This is a genomic window from Caulobacter sp. ALps2 (genome assembly GCF_058681635.1).
The window spans coordinates 3,393,810-3,406,127 of the sequence record NZ_CM178743.1 but is presented as its reverse complement, the minus strand read 5'-3'; the positions used below and the strand labels follow the sequence as shown (position 1 = coordinate 3,406,127).

The window sequence follows — 12,318 nt, the reverse complement described above, 5'->3', positions numbered from 1 at the left end:
CGCCAGGGCTCGCGTTGAATGAGCAAGATCGCGTGTTAGCGCAAGGGAGAGCACCGCTTGAGCTTACCGTCCAAGGACATGATGGCCGCCATCGCCGTCACTCGTTTCGGCCTGGGCGCCCGCCCCGGCGAGATCGAGGCGGCCAAGGCCGACCCGCGGGGTTTCCTCACCGCCCAGATCCGCCGCGACGGCGCCGACATCCCGAAGGACGGCGGCGAAAGCGCCTCGGTCCGCTTCGAGCAGATGCGCGACTACCAGCAGCAGCGCAGGATGGAGCGCCAGCGAAAGGACGACCAGCCCGGGCCCGCCGCCAACGCCCCCTCCGACAGAGCAATGACCTTCAAGGACGCTCAACGCGAACTGCGCGAAAAGGTCGGCGCCGACTTCCTGGCCCGCGCCCAGCTCGGCGCCAGCACCCCGGCCAGCTTCCGCGAGCGCTGGGTGCTGTTTTGGGCCAATCACTTCACGGTCTCGGCGACCAAGCAAATCACCTCGGTGCTGATCGGACCGTTCGAGCGCGAAGCGATCCGGCCCTACGTCTTTGGCCGGTTCGAGGATCTGCTGGTCGCGTCCTCGACCCATCCGGCCATGCTGACCTATCTGGACCAGACCCAGTCTATCGGCCCCAACAGCCGGGCCGCCGGCTATGTCGGTCGCCGCCGCAACGGCAAGGCCGGCCTGAACGAGAACCTGGCGCGCGAAATCCTGGAATTGCACACCGTCGGGGTCGACGCGGGCTACACCCAGGGTGACGTCACGGAGTTCGCCCGCGCCCTGACCGGTTTCTCGGTCGGCCGCGACCAGGAGGACAGGGCCGGCCAGTTCGTATTCCGCGACAACGCCCACGAACCAGGGACCCGCATGATCCTGGCCCGCCCCTACAGCCAAGCGGACATCAAGCAGGGCTTGGCGGTGCTGAAGGACCTGTCCGCCGATCCGCGCACCGCGCATCACGTCTGTGGCAAGATCGCCCGCCACTTCGTCTCGGACACGCCGCCCAAGGCGCTGACCGACCAGTTGGAGAAGCGCTGGATGGCCACCGGCGGCGACTTGGCGGCCGTCGCCAAGGCCCTGGTCGAAAGCCCCGAGGCCTGGGACCCGACGCCGGCCAAGTTCAAGACCCCCTACGAGTACACGCTGTCGACCTGGCGGCTGATCGGGGCCGAGCCGTCGGCGATCGAACGCCTGGCGCCGATCCTCACCGGTCTTGGCCAGAAGCCCTTCTCCGCCCCCTCCCCCAAGGGCTGGGCCGAGGACGCCCAGACCTGGGCCTCGCCCGACGGCCTGATCAAGCGCATGCAGTGGGCGCAGGGCTTCGCCGCCGTCGTCGCCGATCGCACCGATCCCAACGCCCTGGCCGTTTCAGCGCTGGGCGAACGCCTGACGCCCCCCGTCGCCAAGGCCGTGTCGCGGGCCGAGACCCGCCGCGAAGCCTTCGCCCTTCTCGTGATGAGCCCGGAGTTCCAACGCCGATGACCGCTCAGATGAACCGCCGCGCCCTACTGGGCCTAGGCATCTCCGTCAGCTTCCTCGGCAGCCAGGCCTTCGCGGCGTCCGAGGGCGACCTGGCCAAGAAGAAGCTGGTCGTCGTCATCTGCCGGGGCGGCATGGACGGCCTGTCCGTCTCGCCGCCGGTGGGCGACAGCAACTACGCGGCCCTGCGCGGCTCGATCGCCCTGCGGCCCGACCAGGTGCTGAAGCTGGACGAGACCTTCGGCCTGCACCCGGAACTGAAAGCCGTCCATGCCTTGGCTCAAGCCGGCCAGGCTCGCATCGCCCCGTCCATCGCCAGCCCAGACCGCGCCCGCTCGCACTTCGAGGCCCAGGATGTGCTGGAGACCGGCGCGGCCCATGTCTACGGGACCGAGACCGGCTGGCTGAACCGCACGCTGGAAGCGCTCGCCCCGGCCCGTAAGGTCGAGGGGCTGTCGGTCGGGACCACCGCGCCGCTGATCCTGCGCGGCAAGGTCCAGGCGGCCAGCTGGTCGCCTGGCAAGGGCGTCGACGAAACTGCCCGCCTGCCGACCCTGCTACAGGACCTCTATCGCGGCGATCCGATGCTGGGCCCGGCCTTCGCGCGCGGGCTGGAGACCGAAACCATGGCCCAGCAGGCCATGACCGCAATGGCCGCCACGCCAGCCATGAACGAGATGGCCGCTTCGACGCCCAGCATGATGCAGCCCGCCTCGATGTCCCCGACCATGGCCAACGACCGCCGGAACCGGGCCGGCAGCGAGGCCGCGCGCAAGCTGGGCTCGACCCTGGGCGGCTTCATGACCCAGGCCGGCGGCCCGCAGATCGCCGCCATCTCGCTGGACGGCTTCGACACCCACGCCGGCCAGTTGGGCCAGATCGCCACCCGCCTGTCCTACATGGACGCGGTGCTGGACGGCCTGCACAAGGGCCTGGGGCCGGAGTGGAAGAACACCGTGGTCGTCGTGGTCACCGAGTTCGGCCGCACCGCCCGCGTCAACGGCACCGGCGGCACCGACCACGGCACGGCCTCGACCGGCCTAATCCTGGGCGGCGCCCTCAAGCGCGGCGGCATCGTCGGCGACTGGCCGGGTCTTGCGCAGAATGCCCTGTTCGAGAACCGCGACACCGCCCCGACCCTCGACATGCGCGGCCTGTTCAAGGGCGTGCTGGCCGACCACATCGGCGTCGACCGCGCGGTCCTGGAGAACAAGGTGTTCCCCGACAGCGCGGCCGCGAAACCGGTGACCGGTCTGGTCTAGCGCCGCTTGGTCTGCCTGCGCGCGAAGGGCTCGGCATCGGCCTCGTCTTCCGAGAAGCCGAACTTGCGGAAGCCTTCCTTCATCTCGGGGCTCAGCGGCGCCTCGATGTGCAGCATGCCCGCCGACGGGTGCGGCAGCAGGATCGAGCGCGCGTGCAGCTGCAGCTTTAGCCCTTCCGACAGCGGCGCGGACTTCTCGTCGCCGTACTTGGGATCGCCCAGGATCGGGTGACCCATGGCCTTCATGTGAGCGCGCAGCTGGTGCGTACGACCGGTGTGCGGGCGCAGCGCCATCCAGGTCACGCGCGGACCCGCGCGGCTGATGGTGACGAACTCCGTCTCGGCCGGCTGGGCGTCCGGATCCTTGGGCTGAGCGGGCACGACCAGTTCGCGATCGCCAACCCCACGCTTGGCCAGGTGCAGCTCCATCACGCCTTCGGTGGGGTGCGGGTTGCCGGCGACGATGGCCCAGTAGGTCTTCTGCGCCTTGCGCTTGGCGAAGGCGCCCGACAGGCGCGCGGCGGCGCTGGGCGTCTTACCCAGCAGCAGCACGCCCGAGGTGTCGCGGTCCAGGCGGTGAACCAGACGCGGACGGTCGACGCCCTCGCCCCAGGCGCTGAGCAGCTTGTCGACGTGCTTGGTGGTCTTGGTGCCGCCCTGCACGGCCAGGCCGGCGGGCTTGTTCAAGGCCAGGACTTCCTCGTCCTCGTACAGCACCAGCGACTTGGCGTAGGCGATGTCGCGCGGCGACAGCTTGTTCTTGTCGGTCGGATCGGGCGCGTCGGGCAGCGGCGGCACGCGGATCTGGCTGCCCGCCGCCAGCTTGGTGTCGGCCTTGGCGCGCGAGCCGTCGACCCGGACCTGGCCCGAGCGGAACAGCTTGTTCAGCTGGATATGGTTCAGGTGCGGCCAGCGACGCTTGAACCAGCGATCGAGGCGGACCCCGTCCTCGCCGGCGTCGACGTACAGGGTGCGGACTTCCTTGGTGCTCATGCGAAAACCTTGCGGGCGACCAGAAGGCCCGCGAACAGGGCCGCCACGCTCAGAAGCACGCTGGCGGCCGAATAGGAGAAAGCCTGGCCGTACGCGCGCTTCTGGATCATCAGCGCGGTTTCCAGGGAGAAGGACGAGAAGGTCGTGAAGCCGCCCAGCGCGCCCACGCCCAGCAGCACGCGCCACTGTTCGCTGGACGCGCTGCCGCGATGGGCCAGCCACGAGGCCAGGCATCCCATCAGGAAGCCGCCCGCGACGTTGACGGTGAAGGTGCCGTACGGCCAGCCGGGTCCCATGACGCGCATGGCGCCGACGCCGATCAGGTAGCGCGCGACCGAGCCGACGGCTCCGCCGGCGGCCACGAGGAGCAGCTTGTTCATGAAGGCCTTATGCGCCGAGCGAACGTGAACGCCAAGCACCCACCGGAGTTCCCTTGTTTTTCCCCGATTTCTTTCAGGGTAAACGCAGTTGTAAACCCTTTTTCAAAACCCACGGTTAAGCGCGAGACACGCACTCTGGGCGTGTCTTAAACAGCGCCAGACCCATGCCCTTCGACACCCCACCTCCTTCAGACGCGACCGAACGCGTGGCCTTGCCGGGCCCGGTGCTTCAGCGCCTGACGGGCAATGACTTGGTGGCGCGCGGCTCGGTCAACGTCATCAGCATCAAGGCCATCCGCCAGTGGGCTGGCGAGTGGTGGAGCCAGAAGCGCGGCGACGTCTGGACCTATGTCGAACTGAAGCTGAACGAGCACCTGGATCGCCAGGACATGCGCGCCCGCATCTCGGACAGCGAATTCCTGATCGCCATGAACAATGATCAGGGCCTGGCCGCCCAGGCGACCAGCGTAAAGATCCTCGAGGACGTGCTGGTCCACCTGCTGGGCGCCGCCTCGCCGATGGATCTGGGCATCCGCTCGGTGATCGGCCTCGAGAACGGCGAAGCCGTCTGCAAGGCGATCGACCCCACCGTCATCCTGGCCGCCCGCGCTCGGCGCGACAGCGCCCGCTCGCCGGTGCGCGTGGCCGTGGACCCGGCCGACGAATCCCGCCGCACGCCCGTGGCCTTCACCACCGCCGGCGGCGCGGCCCTGCGGGTCGACTTCACGCTGGAACACGTGGTCAGCCTGCGCCGCAACGTCACCACCGCCGTACGCATCGAGCCGATGGTGACGCACCTGGCCAGCGGCCGTCAGGCCTCGGCCCGCGCCCTGACCAAGCTGTCGGACCGCGACGTCGCCTTCATCGACGAGTCGACGCTGAAATACGCGGCCGTCTTCGCCCGCTCGGCCCAAGGCCCGAACACGCCCGAACTGATCCTGCCGGCTTCGTTCCGCACCCTGGGCACCCAGCGTGGCCGCGACCTGCTCACGGGCACCGCCGGCCTGTCGCTGGCCCTGCTGCGCGGCGGCGTCATGATCGAGCTGGTCGACGTCACCCGCGGCACGCCCGCCGGTCGTCTGCTGGAAGTGGTCGGCCTGCTGCGCGCCCTCACCCGCGGAGTCATCGCCCGCGTGCCGCCCGACAAGGAAGCTCTGCGCGTGCTGCGCGACGCCCGCCTGGCCGGCTTGACCCTGGACGCTTCCGACCTCTCGGGCGAAGCGGGCAAGATCGCCATGGACATAATGGCCTTCGGTCGCGACGCGCGCGGCCTGGCGCCGATGACCATCCTGCAGGGCCTGCCGCAGGAAGGCTATTTCGCCGCCGCCGAAACCGCGGGCCTGACCCACGCCTCGCTGCGCGCCAACTATCCGCTGGCCAAGCAGGCCGCGGCTTAAGGCGTCGCGCGGGCCTCAGGTCCGCTGGCGGCCGTACCCAACGTTCTTGACCACGTCCCGCGCGTCATAGGCGTCGCGGTCCTTCGGGATCGCGCCCTTGCCGAACACCACTTCGATCGAGCGTGAGAACGCCGGACCCGGACCCAGGTTGAAGCTGGTGCCGAGGCCCACGCCGACGCTGGAGCGGCGGCCGAAGCTGGCCGAACCACCGCCGACCGACATCCGGGGTCCACGATCATAGCCGCTGGACGTGGTCGAGCGGTCGGCGATCCGGAACCAGTCGTAGCCGTCGCGCAAGGCCAGCTCGGCCGCGCGCAGCAGGGCGTAGTCGGCGATCTGGGCCTCGGGCGCGCCGGGGCCGCCCTGGAAGGTGACGCGGTAACGGCCCGCTTCCAGGCGATACTCGGAATAGCCGACGTCGTTGGGCGCGCCGGCCTGGGCGCGATAGACGGTCGGAGCCGTGGCGCACGCGGCCAAGAGTAGGCCCGAGAGAGCGGCGGCGATCAGCGGTCTGATCATATGTTTTGGGGCGATCTTCATCGTCTTGCCTCTTCAGACCTGATCAACGGTCTCGGAACCTGGCTGTTCCGGAACCGCGAGGTCCAACGCCTCGAGCATGGTCTTGAAATCCGACGGAAGCGGGGCCGTGACCCTGCGCTCGCCGCCCAGCGGATGCGGGAAGGTCAGGCGCGCGGCGTGCAGCATCAGACGTGGCACGGCCACACCGCCCAGCATCAGCGCCCCGCCATAACGGCTGTCGCCGGCCAGCGGCCGGCCGATGGAAGCCATGTGAACCCGCAGCTGGTGCATGCGCCCGGTGTCCGGCGACAGCTCGACCAAGGCGGCCACGCCGTTGCTGGCCAGGGTGCGATAGCGGCTGCGAGCGGTCTCCGCATCCGGATGGTCCGGCGCGCAGACCCGCATATAGGCTTCGCGGCCGATCGACTCGCGGCGTAGCGGACTGTCGATCATGCCGCCCTTCGGCTCCGGCGCGCCTGGCGCGACGATGGCCAGGTAGCTCTTGCGGAAGCGCTTGGCCATCATGGCCTCGCCCAGGAAGGCCGCGCCCGGCTTGGTCTTGGCCGTCAGGATCACACCCGACGTGTCACGGTCCAGGCGGTGGATCAGTCGCGGCCGCGCTTTGCCCGGCTTGGCGAACGCCCACAGCAGGTCATCCAGCGTGTGCGCCTTGATCCGTCCGCCCTGGCTGGAGAGGCCAGCGGGCTTGTCCAACACGATGATCGCCTCGTCCTCGTAAAGCACCCAGGACTGAGCCGCCGCGATCTCGTCGGGCGTCAGGGTGATCGGACACTCGACGGCCTTGGGCTTGGCGATACCGGGCAGACGGCGGAATTTCGGACTACTCATTTGCCGTCCTTACGCACCTTGCCCCAGGCTTCCAAGCGCTCGCGCGCCTTGGCCTCGGCGCCGACCGGTTTCGGTTCGTAGAACCGTCGGCGTTCCATGCCGTCCGGGAAGTAGTTCTGGCCCGAGACCCCGCCCTCGACATCGTGGTCGTAGGCGTAGCCGTCGCCATAACCCAGCGACTTCATCAGCTTGGTCGGGGCGTTGAGGATGTGGGACGGCGGCATCAGGCTGCCGGTTTCCTTGGCGGCGCGGCGGGCGGCCTTATAGGCGTTGTAGACGGCGTTCGACTTGGGCGCGCTGGCCATGTGGACCACGGCCTGGGCCAGGGCCAGCTCACCTTCGGGCGATCCCAGGAAGTCGTAGGCGTCCTTGGCGGCGGTGGTCAGCAACAGGCTGAGCGGATCGGCCGCGCCGATGTCCTCGGACGCCATGCGCACCAGGCGGCGGGCGATGAACAGCGGGTCCTCGCCGCCCTCCAGCATCCGCGCCAGCCAATACAGCGCCGCGTCCGGATCGCTGCCGCGCACCGACTTATGCAGGGCCGAGATGAGGTTGTAGTGCTCCTCGCGATCCTTGTCGTAGGCCGGGCGGCGCTTCTGCAGGAACTGGCCCAGCTGGGTCGGGTTCAGCGGGCTGTCGGTCCCGATCGAGAACAGGGTCTCGGCCAGGGTCAGCAGGTAACGACCATCGCCATCGGCCATGGCCACCAGAGTCGAGCGCGCCTCGGTGTCGATCGGCAGCGGCCGGTTCTCGGCGACCTCGGCGCGTTGGAGCAGTTGGTCCAGTGACTCCTCGCCCAGGCGCTTGAGCACGAAGACCTGGCAGCGCGACAGCAGAGCGCCGTTCAGCTCGAACGAGGGATTCTCGGTTGTCGCGCCCACCAGGGTGACGATCCCCTCCTCCACGAACGGCAGGAAACCGTCCTGCTGGGCGCGGTTGAAGCGGTGGATCTCATCGACGAACAGCAAGGTCGACTGGCCGGCGGCGCGACGGACACGGGCCTGCTCGAAGGCCTTCTTCAGGTCCGCGACGCCCGAGAACACCGCCGAGATCTGGTGGAACTCGTAGCCGCCGGCCTTGGCCAGCAAGCGGGCGATGGTGGTCTTGCCGGTGCCGGGGGGCCCCCACAGGATCATCGAGGCCAGGCGATGGGCGGCGGCCATGCGGCCGATGGGACCTTCGGGACCCAGGAGATGCTGCTGGCCCACCACCTCGTCGAGGCTCTGGGGCCGCAGGCGGTCAGCCAGCGGGGCCGGTGCGTGAGGGGTCAGGCCGGCGGCCTGAAAGAGATCGGACATGATCCCCTTCTAGCAGGCCGCCGGCCGCAAGTCCTAGAACTGCGCCTGGATCAGCTGACCGCCGCGTTCGATGGTGACGTTCCAGCGGGCCGGCTTGGTCGCGGCGGCGGTGACAAGATCGGCGACGGTGTTGATCGTTTTGCCGTTCACCGCGCGGACGAAGTCACCCGGGCGCATCCAGTTCTGGGCGTAGCCGGGGGCTATCTTGGTCACCAGCGCGCCCTTGCCCGCGAACGGGTCGACGCCCAGGTCCTGGGCCGTCGCTGGCGACAGGTTCAGCACCGTGGCGCCGTTGAACGGGTTGTTGCCGGCAATGGCGCGTTCGTCGCGGGCCGGCGTTTCGGGCGCGGCCTCGGCGCGGACCGTGATGGTCTGCTCGCGGTCGTTGCGCTGGATCTGCATGGGCACGCGGTCGCCGACCTTGTGCGCCCCGATCGCGAAGGCGCCGCCGCCCTCGTCGTTCACGGGCCGGCCGTCGATCGCCAGGATGACGTCGCCTTCCTTCAGGCCAGCGCGGTCGGCTGACGAGCCGGGATAGACCTGGGCGACCAGCACGCCACGCGGCGCGGTCATGCCCAGGCTGCGGGCGATGTCGCCGGTCACCGGCTGGCCCTTCACGCCCAGCCAGGGCCGCACGACGCTGTGGGCGCCGCCCAGGGCCGCGCCCACCACCTGGCGGACCACGGCGGCGGGAATGGCGAAGCCGACGCCGGACGAGGAGCCCGAGCGCGAGATGATGAAGGTGTTGATGCCGACCAGGTCACCATCCATGTCGACCAACGGACCGCCGGAATTGCCCGGATTGATGGCCGCGTCGGTCTGGATGTAGCTGCCGAAGTCCGCCGCCCCGACATCGGTGCGGGCCAGGGCGGAGACGATGCCGTTGGTCACGGTCTGGCCGACGCCGAACGGATTGCCCATGGCCAGGACCAGGTCGCCGACCTCGATCTGATCCTGGTCGTCGATCGCCATGACCGGCAGCTTCTCGCCCTTGGTGTCGATCTTCAGCACGGCGAGGTCGGCGCGCGGGTCGTCCAGCAGTACGGTGGCGGCGAACTCACGGCGGTCGGCCAGCTGGACGGTGATGTCGCCCTTGCCCTCGACGATGCCTTCGATGTTGTGGTGGTTGGTGATGATCACCCCGTCGGCGCGGACGATCGCGCCCGACCCCAGCGAGCCCTGCACCTGCTCGCGCGGCGCGCCGCCGCCCGAGAAGAAGTCCCAGAACGGATCGACGCGCTGGCGCACCACCCTACGGCTGGCGACATTGACCACGGCCGGAGCGGCCTTCTTCACCACCGGCGAGAACGACAGCTTCATCGTGGCCGCGTCGGTGGGGACGCGCTTGGTCGGCTGCGGCATGTCGGGGATGGCCTGAGCTTGGCTCTGGCCGGTCGGGTTGGAACAGGCGGCCAGTAGGACGACGACGGGCAGCAGGGCGCGAAGCATGGTCTTCAAGTAGGGCTCCTAACGTTCCTCGCGACTTCAGCCGAGCTTTCGGGCGAGTCTAAGGCGTTCCGGTGAAGGCTTCAGGCGGTCTGGGGTTCCGCCGTCGCCACTGGATGGGCCTTGGCGTAGCCCAGGACGGTCGCCGCCAGCATCAGCACAGCCGCGATCAGCACCGGCAGGCCGGGCAGATGCAGCGTGGCGTCGTGACGGATGGCGAAGGCGAACGGCAGCAGGAACAGCGGCGGGCCGATGATCGAGGCGATGCCCATCATCGCCGAATTGGCGCCTTGCAGCTGCCCCTGCTCGTTGGGCATCACGCGCCGGGTCATCAGGCCTTGCAGGCCCGGCTGGATCAGCCCGCTCAGCGCGAACAGCGGCAGGCCGCACAGGTAGAGGAAGCCCGTGGGGGCCAGGGCATAGACCATGAAACCCGCGAAGCCCGAGAACAGGCCGATCAACAGCGCGCCACGCTCGCCCACCGCCTTGACCACTCGACCGACGATCAGCGCTTGGACGATGATGCTGGAGACGCCGCTGGCCATCAGGGTCAGGCCGATGGTGGCCGGCGACCAATTGTAGCGGAAGCCCATGTACAGCACGAAGACGCTGGGCAGGACGTTGCTGGCCAGCTGGAACAGGAAACCGACACCCGCCAGGCCCATCAGGCCCGGATGCTTCCGCAGCAGATGCAGCGAGCCGACCGGATTGGCCTTCTTCCAGTCGAAGCGCGGCTGACGGCGCTCGGGCGGCAGGGACTCGGGCAGGACGAAGAAGCCGTACAGCCAGTTCAGCAAGGCCAGGGCCGCGCAGACCAGGAACGGCGCGCGATGATCGAACTGCCACAGCCACCCGCCCAGGGCCGGGCCGAAAGTGAAGCCGACGCCGAACGCCGCGCCCATCAGGCCAAAGCCCTTGGCGCGGTTCTCGGGCGTGGTCACGTCGGCGACATAGGCCGAGGCGGTCGAGAAGCTGGCCGCCGTCATGCCGTTGAAGATCCGGCCGACGAACAGCCACCACAGGCTGGGCGCGAAAGCCATGAACAGGAAGTCGACGCCCAGACCGAAGATCGAGGTCAGGATCACCGGCCGGCGGCCCCAGCGATCGGACATCAATCCCAGGATCGGCGAGCAGAAGAATTGCATCACGCCCCAGACGGTGGCGAACAGGACGTTCCAGTCGGCGGCCACCGCGGTGTCGCCGCCGCCCAGCATCTTCACCAGGTTGGGCAGGACGGGGATCATCACCCCCAGGGACAAGACGTCCATGGTCGCGGTGACGAAGATGAAGCCCAAGGCGGCCTGTCGTCGGACGCCCGTGATCGGTTGGTTCATTGGTCGTCGCCCTCCCCGGCGGCCTCTAGTTGGACGGTGTTCGCCCGGCTCGCAAGTCCCGCCAGCAGTGCCCGCCACCATTCGCCATGGCGCCGCAGGAAGACCGCGTTCGGGAAGGTGTGACGGGCCACGTTCCGCGCCGGCACGGTGTCCCAGCCGCGGTGTTCGACGGTGACCCGCGTGCCGTCGTCGACCGGTTCGAAGCGCACCTCGACCTCGGTGTCCATGCTGGGTTCGAAACTGGCCTGACGCCAGCCGAACACCAGTCGCGCGCCGCGCTCCCAGACGCTGACCTCGCCGACCTCGAACACCTTGCCCGAGGCCAGGCGCTCGACCAGTCGGCGATCCTCGAAGGCCATCACGCCCGGCGAGCGCGGGGTGAACGAAAACAGGCTATTGGGCCGCCACCACAGGGCGATGTCGTCGGTGAAGGCGTCGAACACCACCTCCGGCGACGCGGCGATGCGCAGGGCGACCAGGATTTTGGAACTCACTTGTCCTTGGCCTCCACATGCGCCTTCAAGGCCGACAGCTGGTCGACCCAATGGTCCTCGGCCGCTTCCAGCCAGGCCTTCAGCTGCGCCATCGGCTCGGGCCGCAGGCGGTAGACCCGAACGCGGGCGTCGAACTGCGGATGGCTCTCCTCGACGAGTCCTGATTGGCGCAGGGCCCGCAGGTGCCGGCTCATCGCTGGCGGCGTCAGGCCCAGGCTCTCGGCCAGCTCCCCGGCCCGGCGCGGGCGTTCGCGCAGCAGGTCGACCGTCCGCCGTCGGTGCGGATCGGCCAGAGCCGCCAGAGTGCGGTCGAGGGCCTCTTTCATCCGGCCCCGACCGCGATCTTCAGGCCGCTGCGCTTTTCCATCTCGTCGGTCGAGACGACCTCGACATCGGCCGAGACGGTCCAGATGTGCCCCTCGGGATCGCGGCAGCGATAGGTGCGCGCGCCGTAGAACTGGGTTTCCGGCGGCGCCAGGATCTCGGCTCCGGCCGCCTGGGCGCGCTCGCAATGGGCGTCGACATCGGCGGCGATGTAGATGTGGACCGACTGGGTGTTCCTGCCTCCCAACGAGGCCGGGCTGGCGTGGTTCTCGCTCCACTCGTTGCCGATCATGATCCGGTGGCCGGCATATTCCATCTGCGAGTGGGCCAGATTGCCCTCGGCGTCCTCGATCAGCAGGGACAGGTCGAAGCCGAACGCCTTTTCCAGGAAGGCGATGGCGGCCTTGGGATCACGATAGACGACGGCCGAGACCAGGCCGGGGCGGGAGTCGGACATGGCGATGATCCTTCCATTGAACGACAATATTTAACGCATATCGAAACTATCTAGGCAAGTGGGACTTGTCCCGGCCCGTCATGGCGGCCGGGT

Annotated in this window: 13 protein-coding genes; 3 read left to right on the top strand and 10 right to left on the bottom strand. The window is 68.9% G+C overall.

Going from position 1 to position 12,318, the window contains the following annotated elements:
* Positions 1–78: 78 nt before the first annotated feature.
* Together ACW173_RS16285 and ACW173_RS16280 are read left to right on the top strand one after the other, a co-directional pair.
* Positions 79–1,476 (top strand): DUF1800 domain-containing protein, encoded by a 1,398-nt coding sequence (locus tag ACW173_RS16285; RefSeq protein ID WP_492086003.1) that lies wholly within the window; start codon positions 79–81, stop codon positions 1,474–1,476.
* Complete coding sequence (locus tag ACW173_RS16280; RefSeq protein ID WP_492081036.1) at positions 1,473–2,735, top strand: DUF1501 domain-containing protein; 1,263 nt, start codon at positions 1,473–1,475, stop codon at positions 2,733–2,735. The genes ACW173_RS16285 and ACW173_RS16280 overlap by 4 nt, the downstream gene beginning before the upstream one ends.
* Here ACW173_RS16280 and ACW173_RS16275 read toward each other — a convergent pair.
* Together ACW173_RS16275 and crcB are read right to left on the bottom strand one after the other, a co-directional pair.
* Entirely contained in the window at positions 2,732–3,727 is a 996-nt protein-coding gene (locus ACW173_RS16275) for an RluA family pseudouridine synthase (RefSeq protein ID WP_492081035.1), read from the bottom strand. The two genes, ACW173_RS16280 and ACW173_RS16275, sit on opposite strands and share 4 nt — an antisense overlap.
* Positions 3,724–4,107 carry a fluoride efflux transporter CrcB gene (gene crcB, locus ACW173_RS16270; protein WP_492081034.1) on the bottom strand — a complete coding sequence of 128 codons (384 nt, stop codon included), beginning with the start codon at positions 4,105–4,107 and terminating at the stop codon, positions 3,724–3,726. Before crcB ends, ACW173_RS16275 begins: the two co-directional genes overlap by 4 nt.
* Before the next feature lie 164 nt (positions 4,108–4,271).
* Between crcB and ACW173_RS16265 the strand changes: the two genes are divergently transcribed.
* On the top strand, positions 4,272–5,504 hold the full coding sequence (locus tag ACW173_RS16265; protein ID WP_492081033.1) for a hypothetical protein: 1,233 nt from the start codon (positions 4,272–4,274) through the stop codon (positions 5,502–5,504).
* A 15-nt stretch (positions 5,505–5,519) separates the two neighbouring features.
* Here ACW173_RS16265 and ACW173_RS16260 read toward each other — a convergent pair whose 3' ends face one another.
* The 8 genes from ACW173_RS16260 to ACW173_RS16225 form a co-directional block, all read right to left on the bottom strand.
* Positions 5,520–6,044 carry a CC0125/CC1285 family lipoprotein gene (locus tag ACW173_RS16260; protein WP_492081032.1) on the bottom strand — a complete coding sequence of 175 codons (525 nt, stop codon included), beginning with the start codon at positions 6,042–6,044 and terminating at the stop codon, positions 5,520–5,522.
* A 12-nt stretch (positions 6,045–6,056) separates the two neighbouring features.
* Positions 6,057–6,872: an RluA family pseudouridine synthase gene (locus tag ACW173_RS16255; protein ID WP_492081031.1), complete on the bottom strand. Its 816-nt coding sequence runs from the start codon at positions 6,870–6,872 to the stop codon at positions 6,057–6,059.
* Entirely contained in the window at positions 6,869–8,170 is a 1,302-nt protein-coding gene (locus ACW173_RS16250) for a replication-associated recombination protein A (RefSeq protein WP_492081030.1), read from the bottom strand. Before ACW173_RS16250 ends, ACW173_RS16255 begins: the two co-directional genes overlap by 4 nt.
* Before the next feature lie 33 nt (positions 8,171–8,203).
* Positions 8,204–9,619: a Do family serine endopeptidase gene (locus tag ACW173_RS16245; protein ID WP_492086002.1), complete on the bottom strand. Its 1,416-nt coding sequence runs from the start codon at positions 9,617–9,619 to the stop codon at positions 8,204–8,206.
* A gap of 80 nt (positions 9,620–9,699) precedes the next feature.
* A complete protein-coding gene (locus ACW173_RS16240; protein WP_492081029.1) occupies positions 9,700–10,950 on the bottom strand; it encodes a TCR/Tet family MFS transporter in 1,251 nt (416 codons plus the stop codon).
* Positions 10,947–11,444 carry an SRPBCC domain-containing protein gene (locus ACW173_RS16235; RefSeq protein ID WP_492081027.1) on the bottom strand — a complete coding sequence of 166 codons (498 nt, stop codon included), beginning with the start codon at positions 11,442–11,444 and terminating at the stop codon, positions 10,947–10,949. Before ACW173_RS16235 ends, ACW173_RS16240 begins: the two co-directional genes overlap by 4 nt.
* Positions 11,441–11,770 carry an ArsR/SmtB family transcription factor gene (locus tag ACW173_RS16230; RefSeq protein WP_492081026.1) on the bottom strand — a complete coding sequence of 110 codons (330 nt, stop codon included), beginning with the start codon at positions 11,768–11,770 and terminating at the stop codon, positions 11,441–11,443. Before ACW173_RS16230 ends, ACW173_RS16235 begins: the two co-directional genes overlap by 4 nt.
* Complete coding sequence (locus ACW173_RS16225; RefSeq protein WP_492081025.1) at positions 11,767–12,225, bottom strand: VOC family protein; 459 nt, start codon at positions 12,223–12,225, stop codon at positions 11,767–11,769. Before ACW173_RS16225 ends, ACW173_RS16230 begins: the two co-directional genes overlap by 4 nt.
* Between the last annotated feature and the right edge of the window lie 93 nt (positions 12,226–12,318).

What these genes read in the sequence shown, in the direction of transcription:
- ACW173_RS16285 (WP_492086003.1), top strand. Translation starts at nt 79, where the DNA reads ATGATGGCCGCCATCGCCGTCACTCGTTTCGGCCTGGGCGCCCGCCCC.
- ACW173_RS16250 (WP_492081030.1), bottom strand. Translation starts at nt 8,170, where the DNA reads ATGTCCGATCTCTTTCAGGCCGCCGGCCTGACCCCTCACGCACCGGCC.
- ACW173_RS16280 (WP_492081036.1), top strand. Translation starts at nt 1,473, where the DNA reads ATGACCGCTCAGATGAACCGCCGCGCCCTACTGGGCCTAGGCATCTCC.
- ACW173_RS16240 (WP_492081029.1), bottom strand. Translation starts at nt 10,950, where the DNA reads ATGAACCAACCGATCACGGGCGTCCGACGACAGGCCGCCTTGGGCTTC.
- ACW173_RS16245 (WP_492086002.1), bottom strand. Translation starts at nt 9,619, where the DNA reads ATGCTTCGCGCCCTGCTGCCCGTCGTCGTCCTACTGGCCGCCTGTTCC.
- ACW173_RS16260 (WP_492081032.1), bottom strand. Translation starts at nt 6,044, where the DNA reads ATGAAGATCGCCCCAAAACATATGATCAGACCGCTGATCGCCGCCGCT.
- ACW173_RS16275 (WP_492081035.1), bottom strand. Translation starts at nt 3,727, where the DNA reads ATGAGCACCAAGGAAGTCCGCACCCTGTACGTCGACGCCGGCGAGGAC.
- ACW173_RS16230 (WP_492081026.1), bottom strand. Translation starts at nt 11,770, where the DNA reads ATGAAAGAGGCCCTCGACCGCACTCTGGCGGCTCTGGCCGATCCGCAC.
- ACW173_RS16265 (WP_492081033.1), top strand. Translation starts at nt 4,272, where the DNA reads ATGCCCTTCGACACCCCACCTCCTTCAGACGCGACCGAACGCGTGGCC.
- ACW173_RS16255 (WP_492081031.1), bottom strand. Translation starts at nt 6,872, where the DNA reads ATGAGTAGTCCGAAATTCCGCCGTCTGCCCGGTATCGCCAAGCCCAAG.
- ACW173_RS16225 (WP_492081025.1), bottom strand. Translation starts at nt 12,225, where the DNA reads ATGTCCGACTCCCGCCCCGGCCTGGTCTCGGCCGTCGTCTATCGTGAT.
- crcB (WP_492081034.1), bottom strand. Translation starts at nt 4,107, where the DNA reads ATGAACAAGCTGCTCCTCGTGGCCGCCGGCGGAGCCGTCGGCTCGGTC.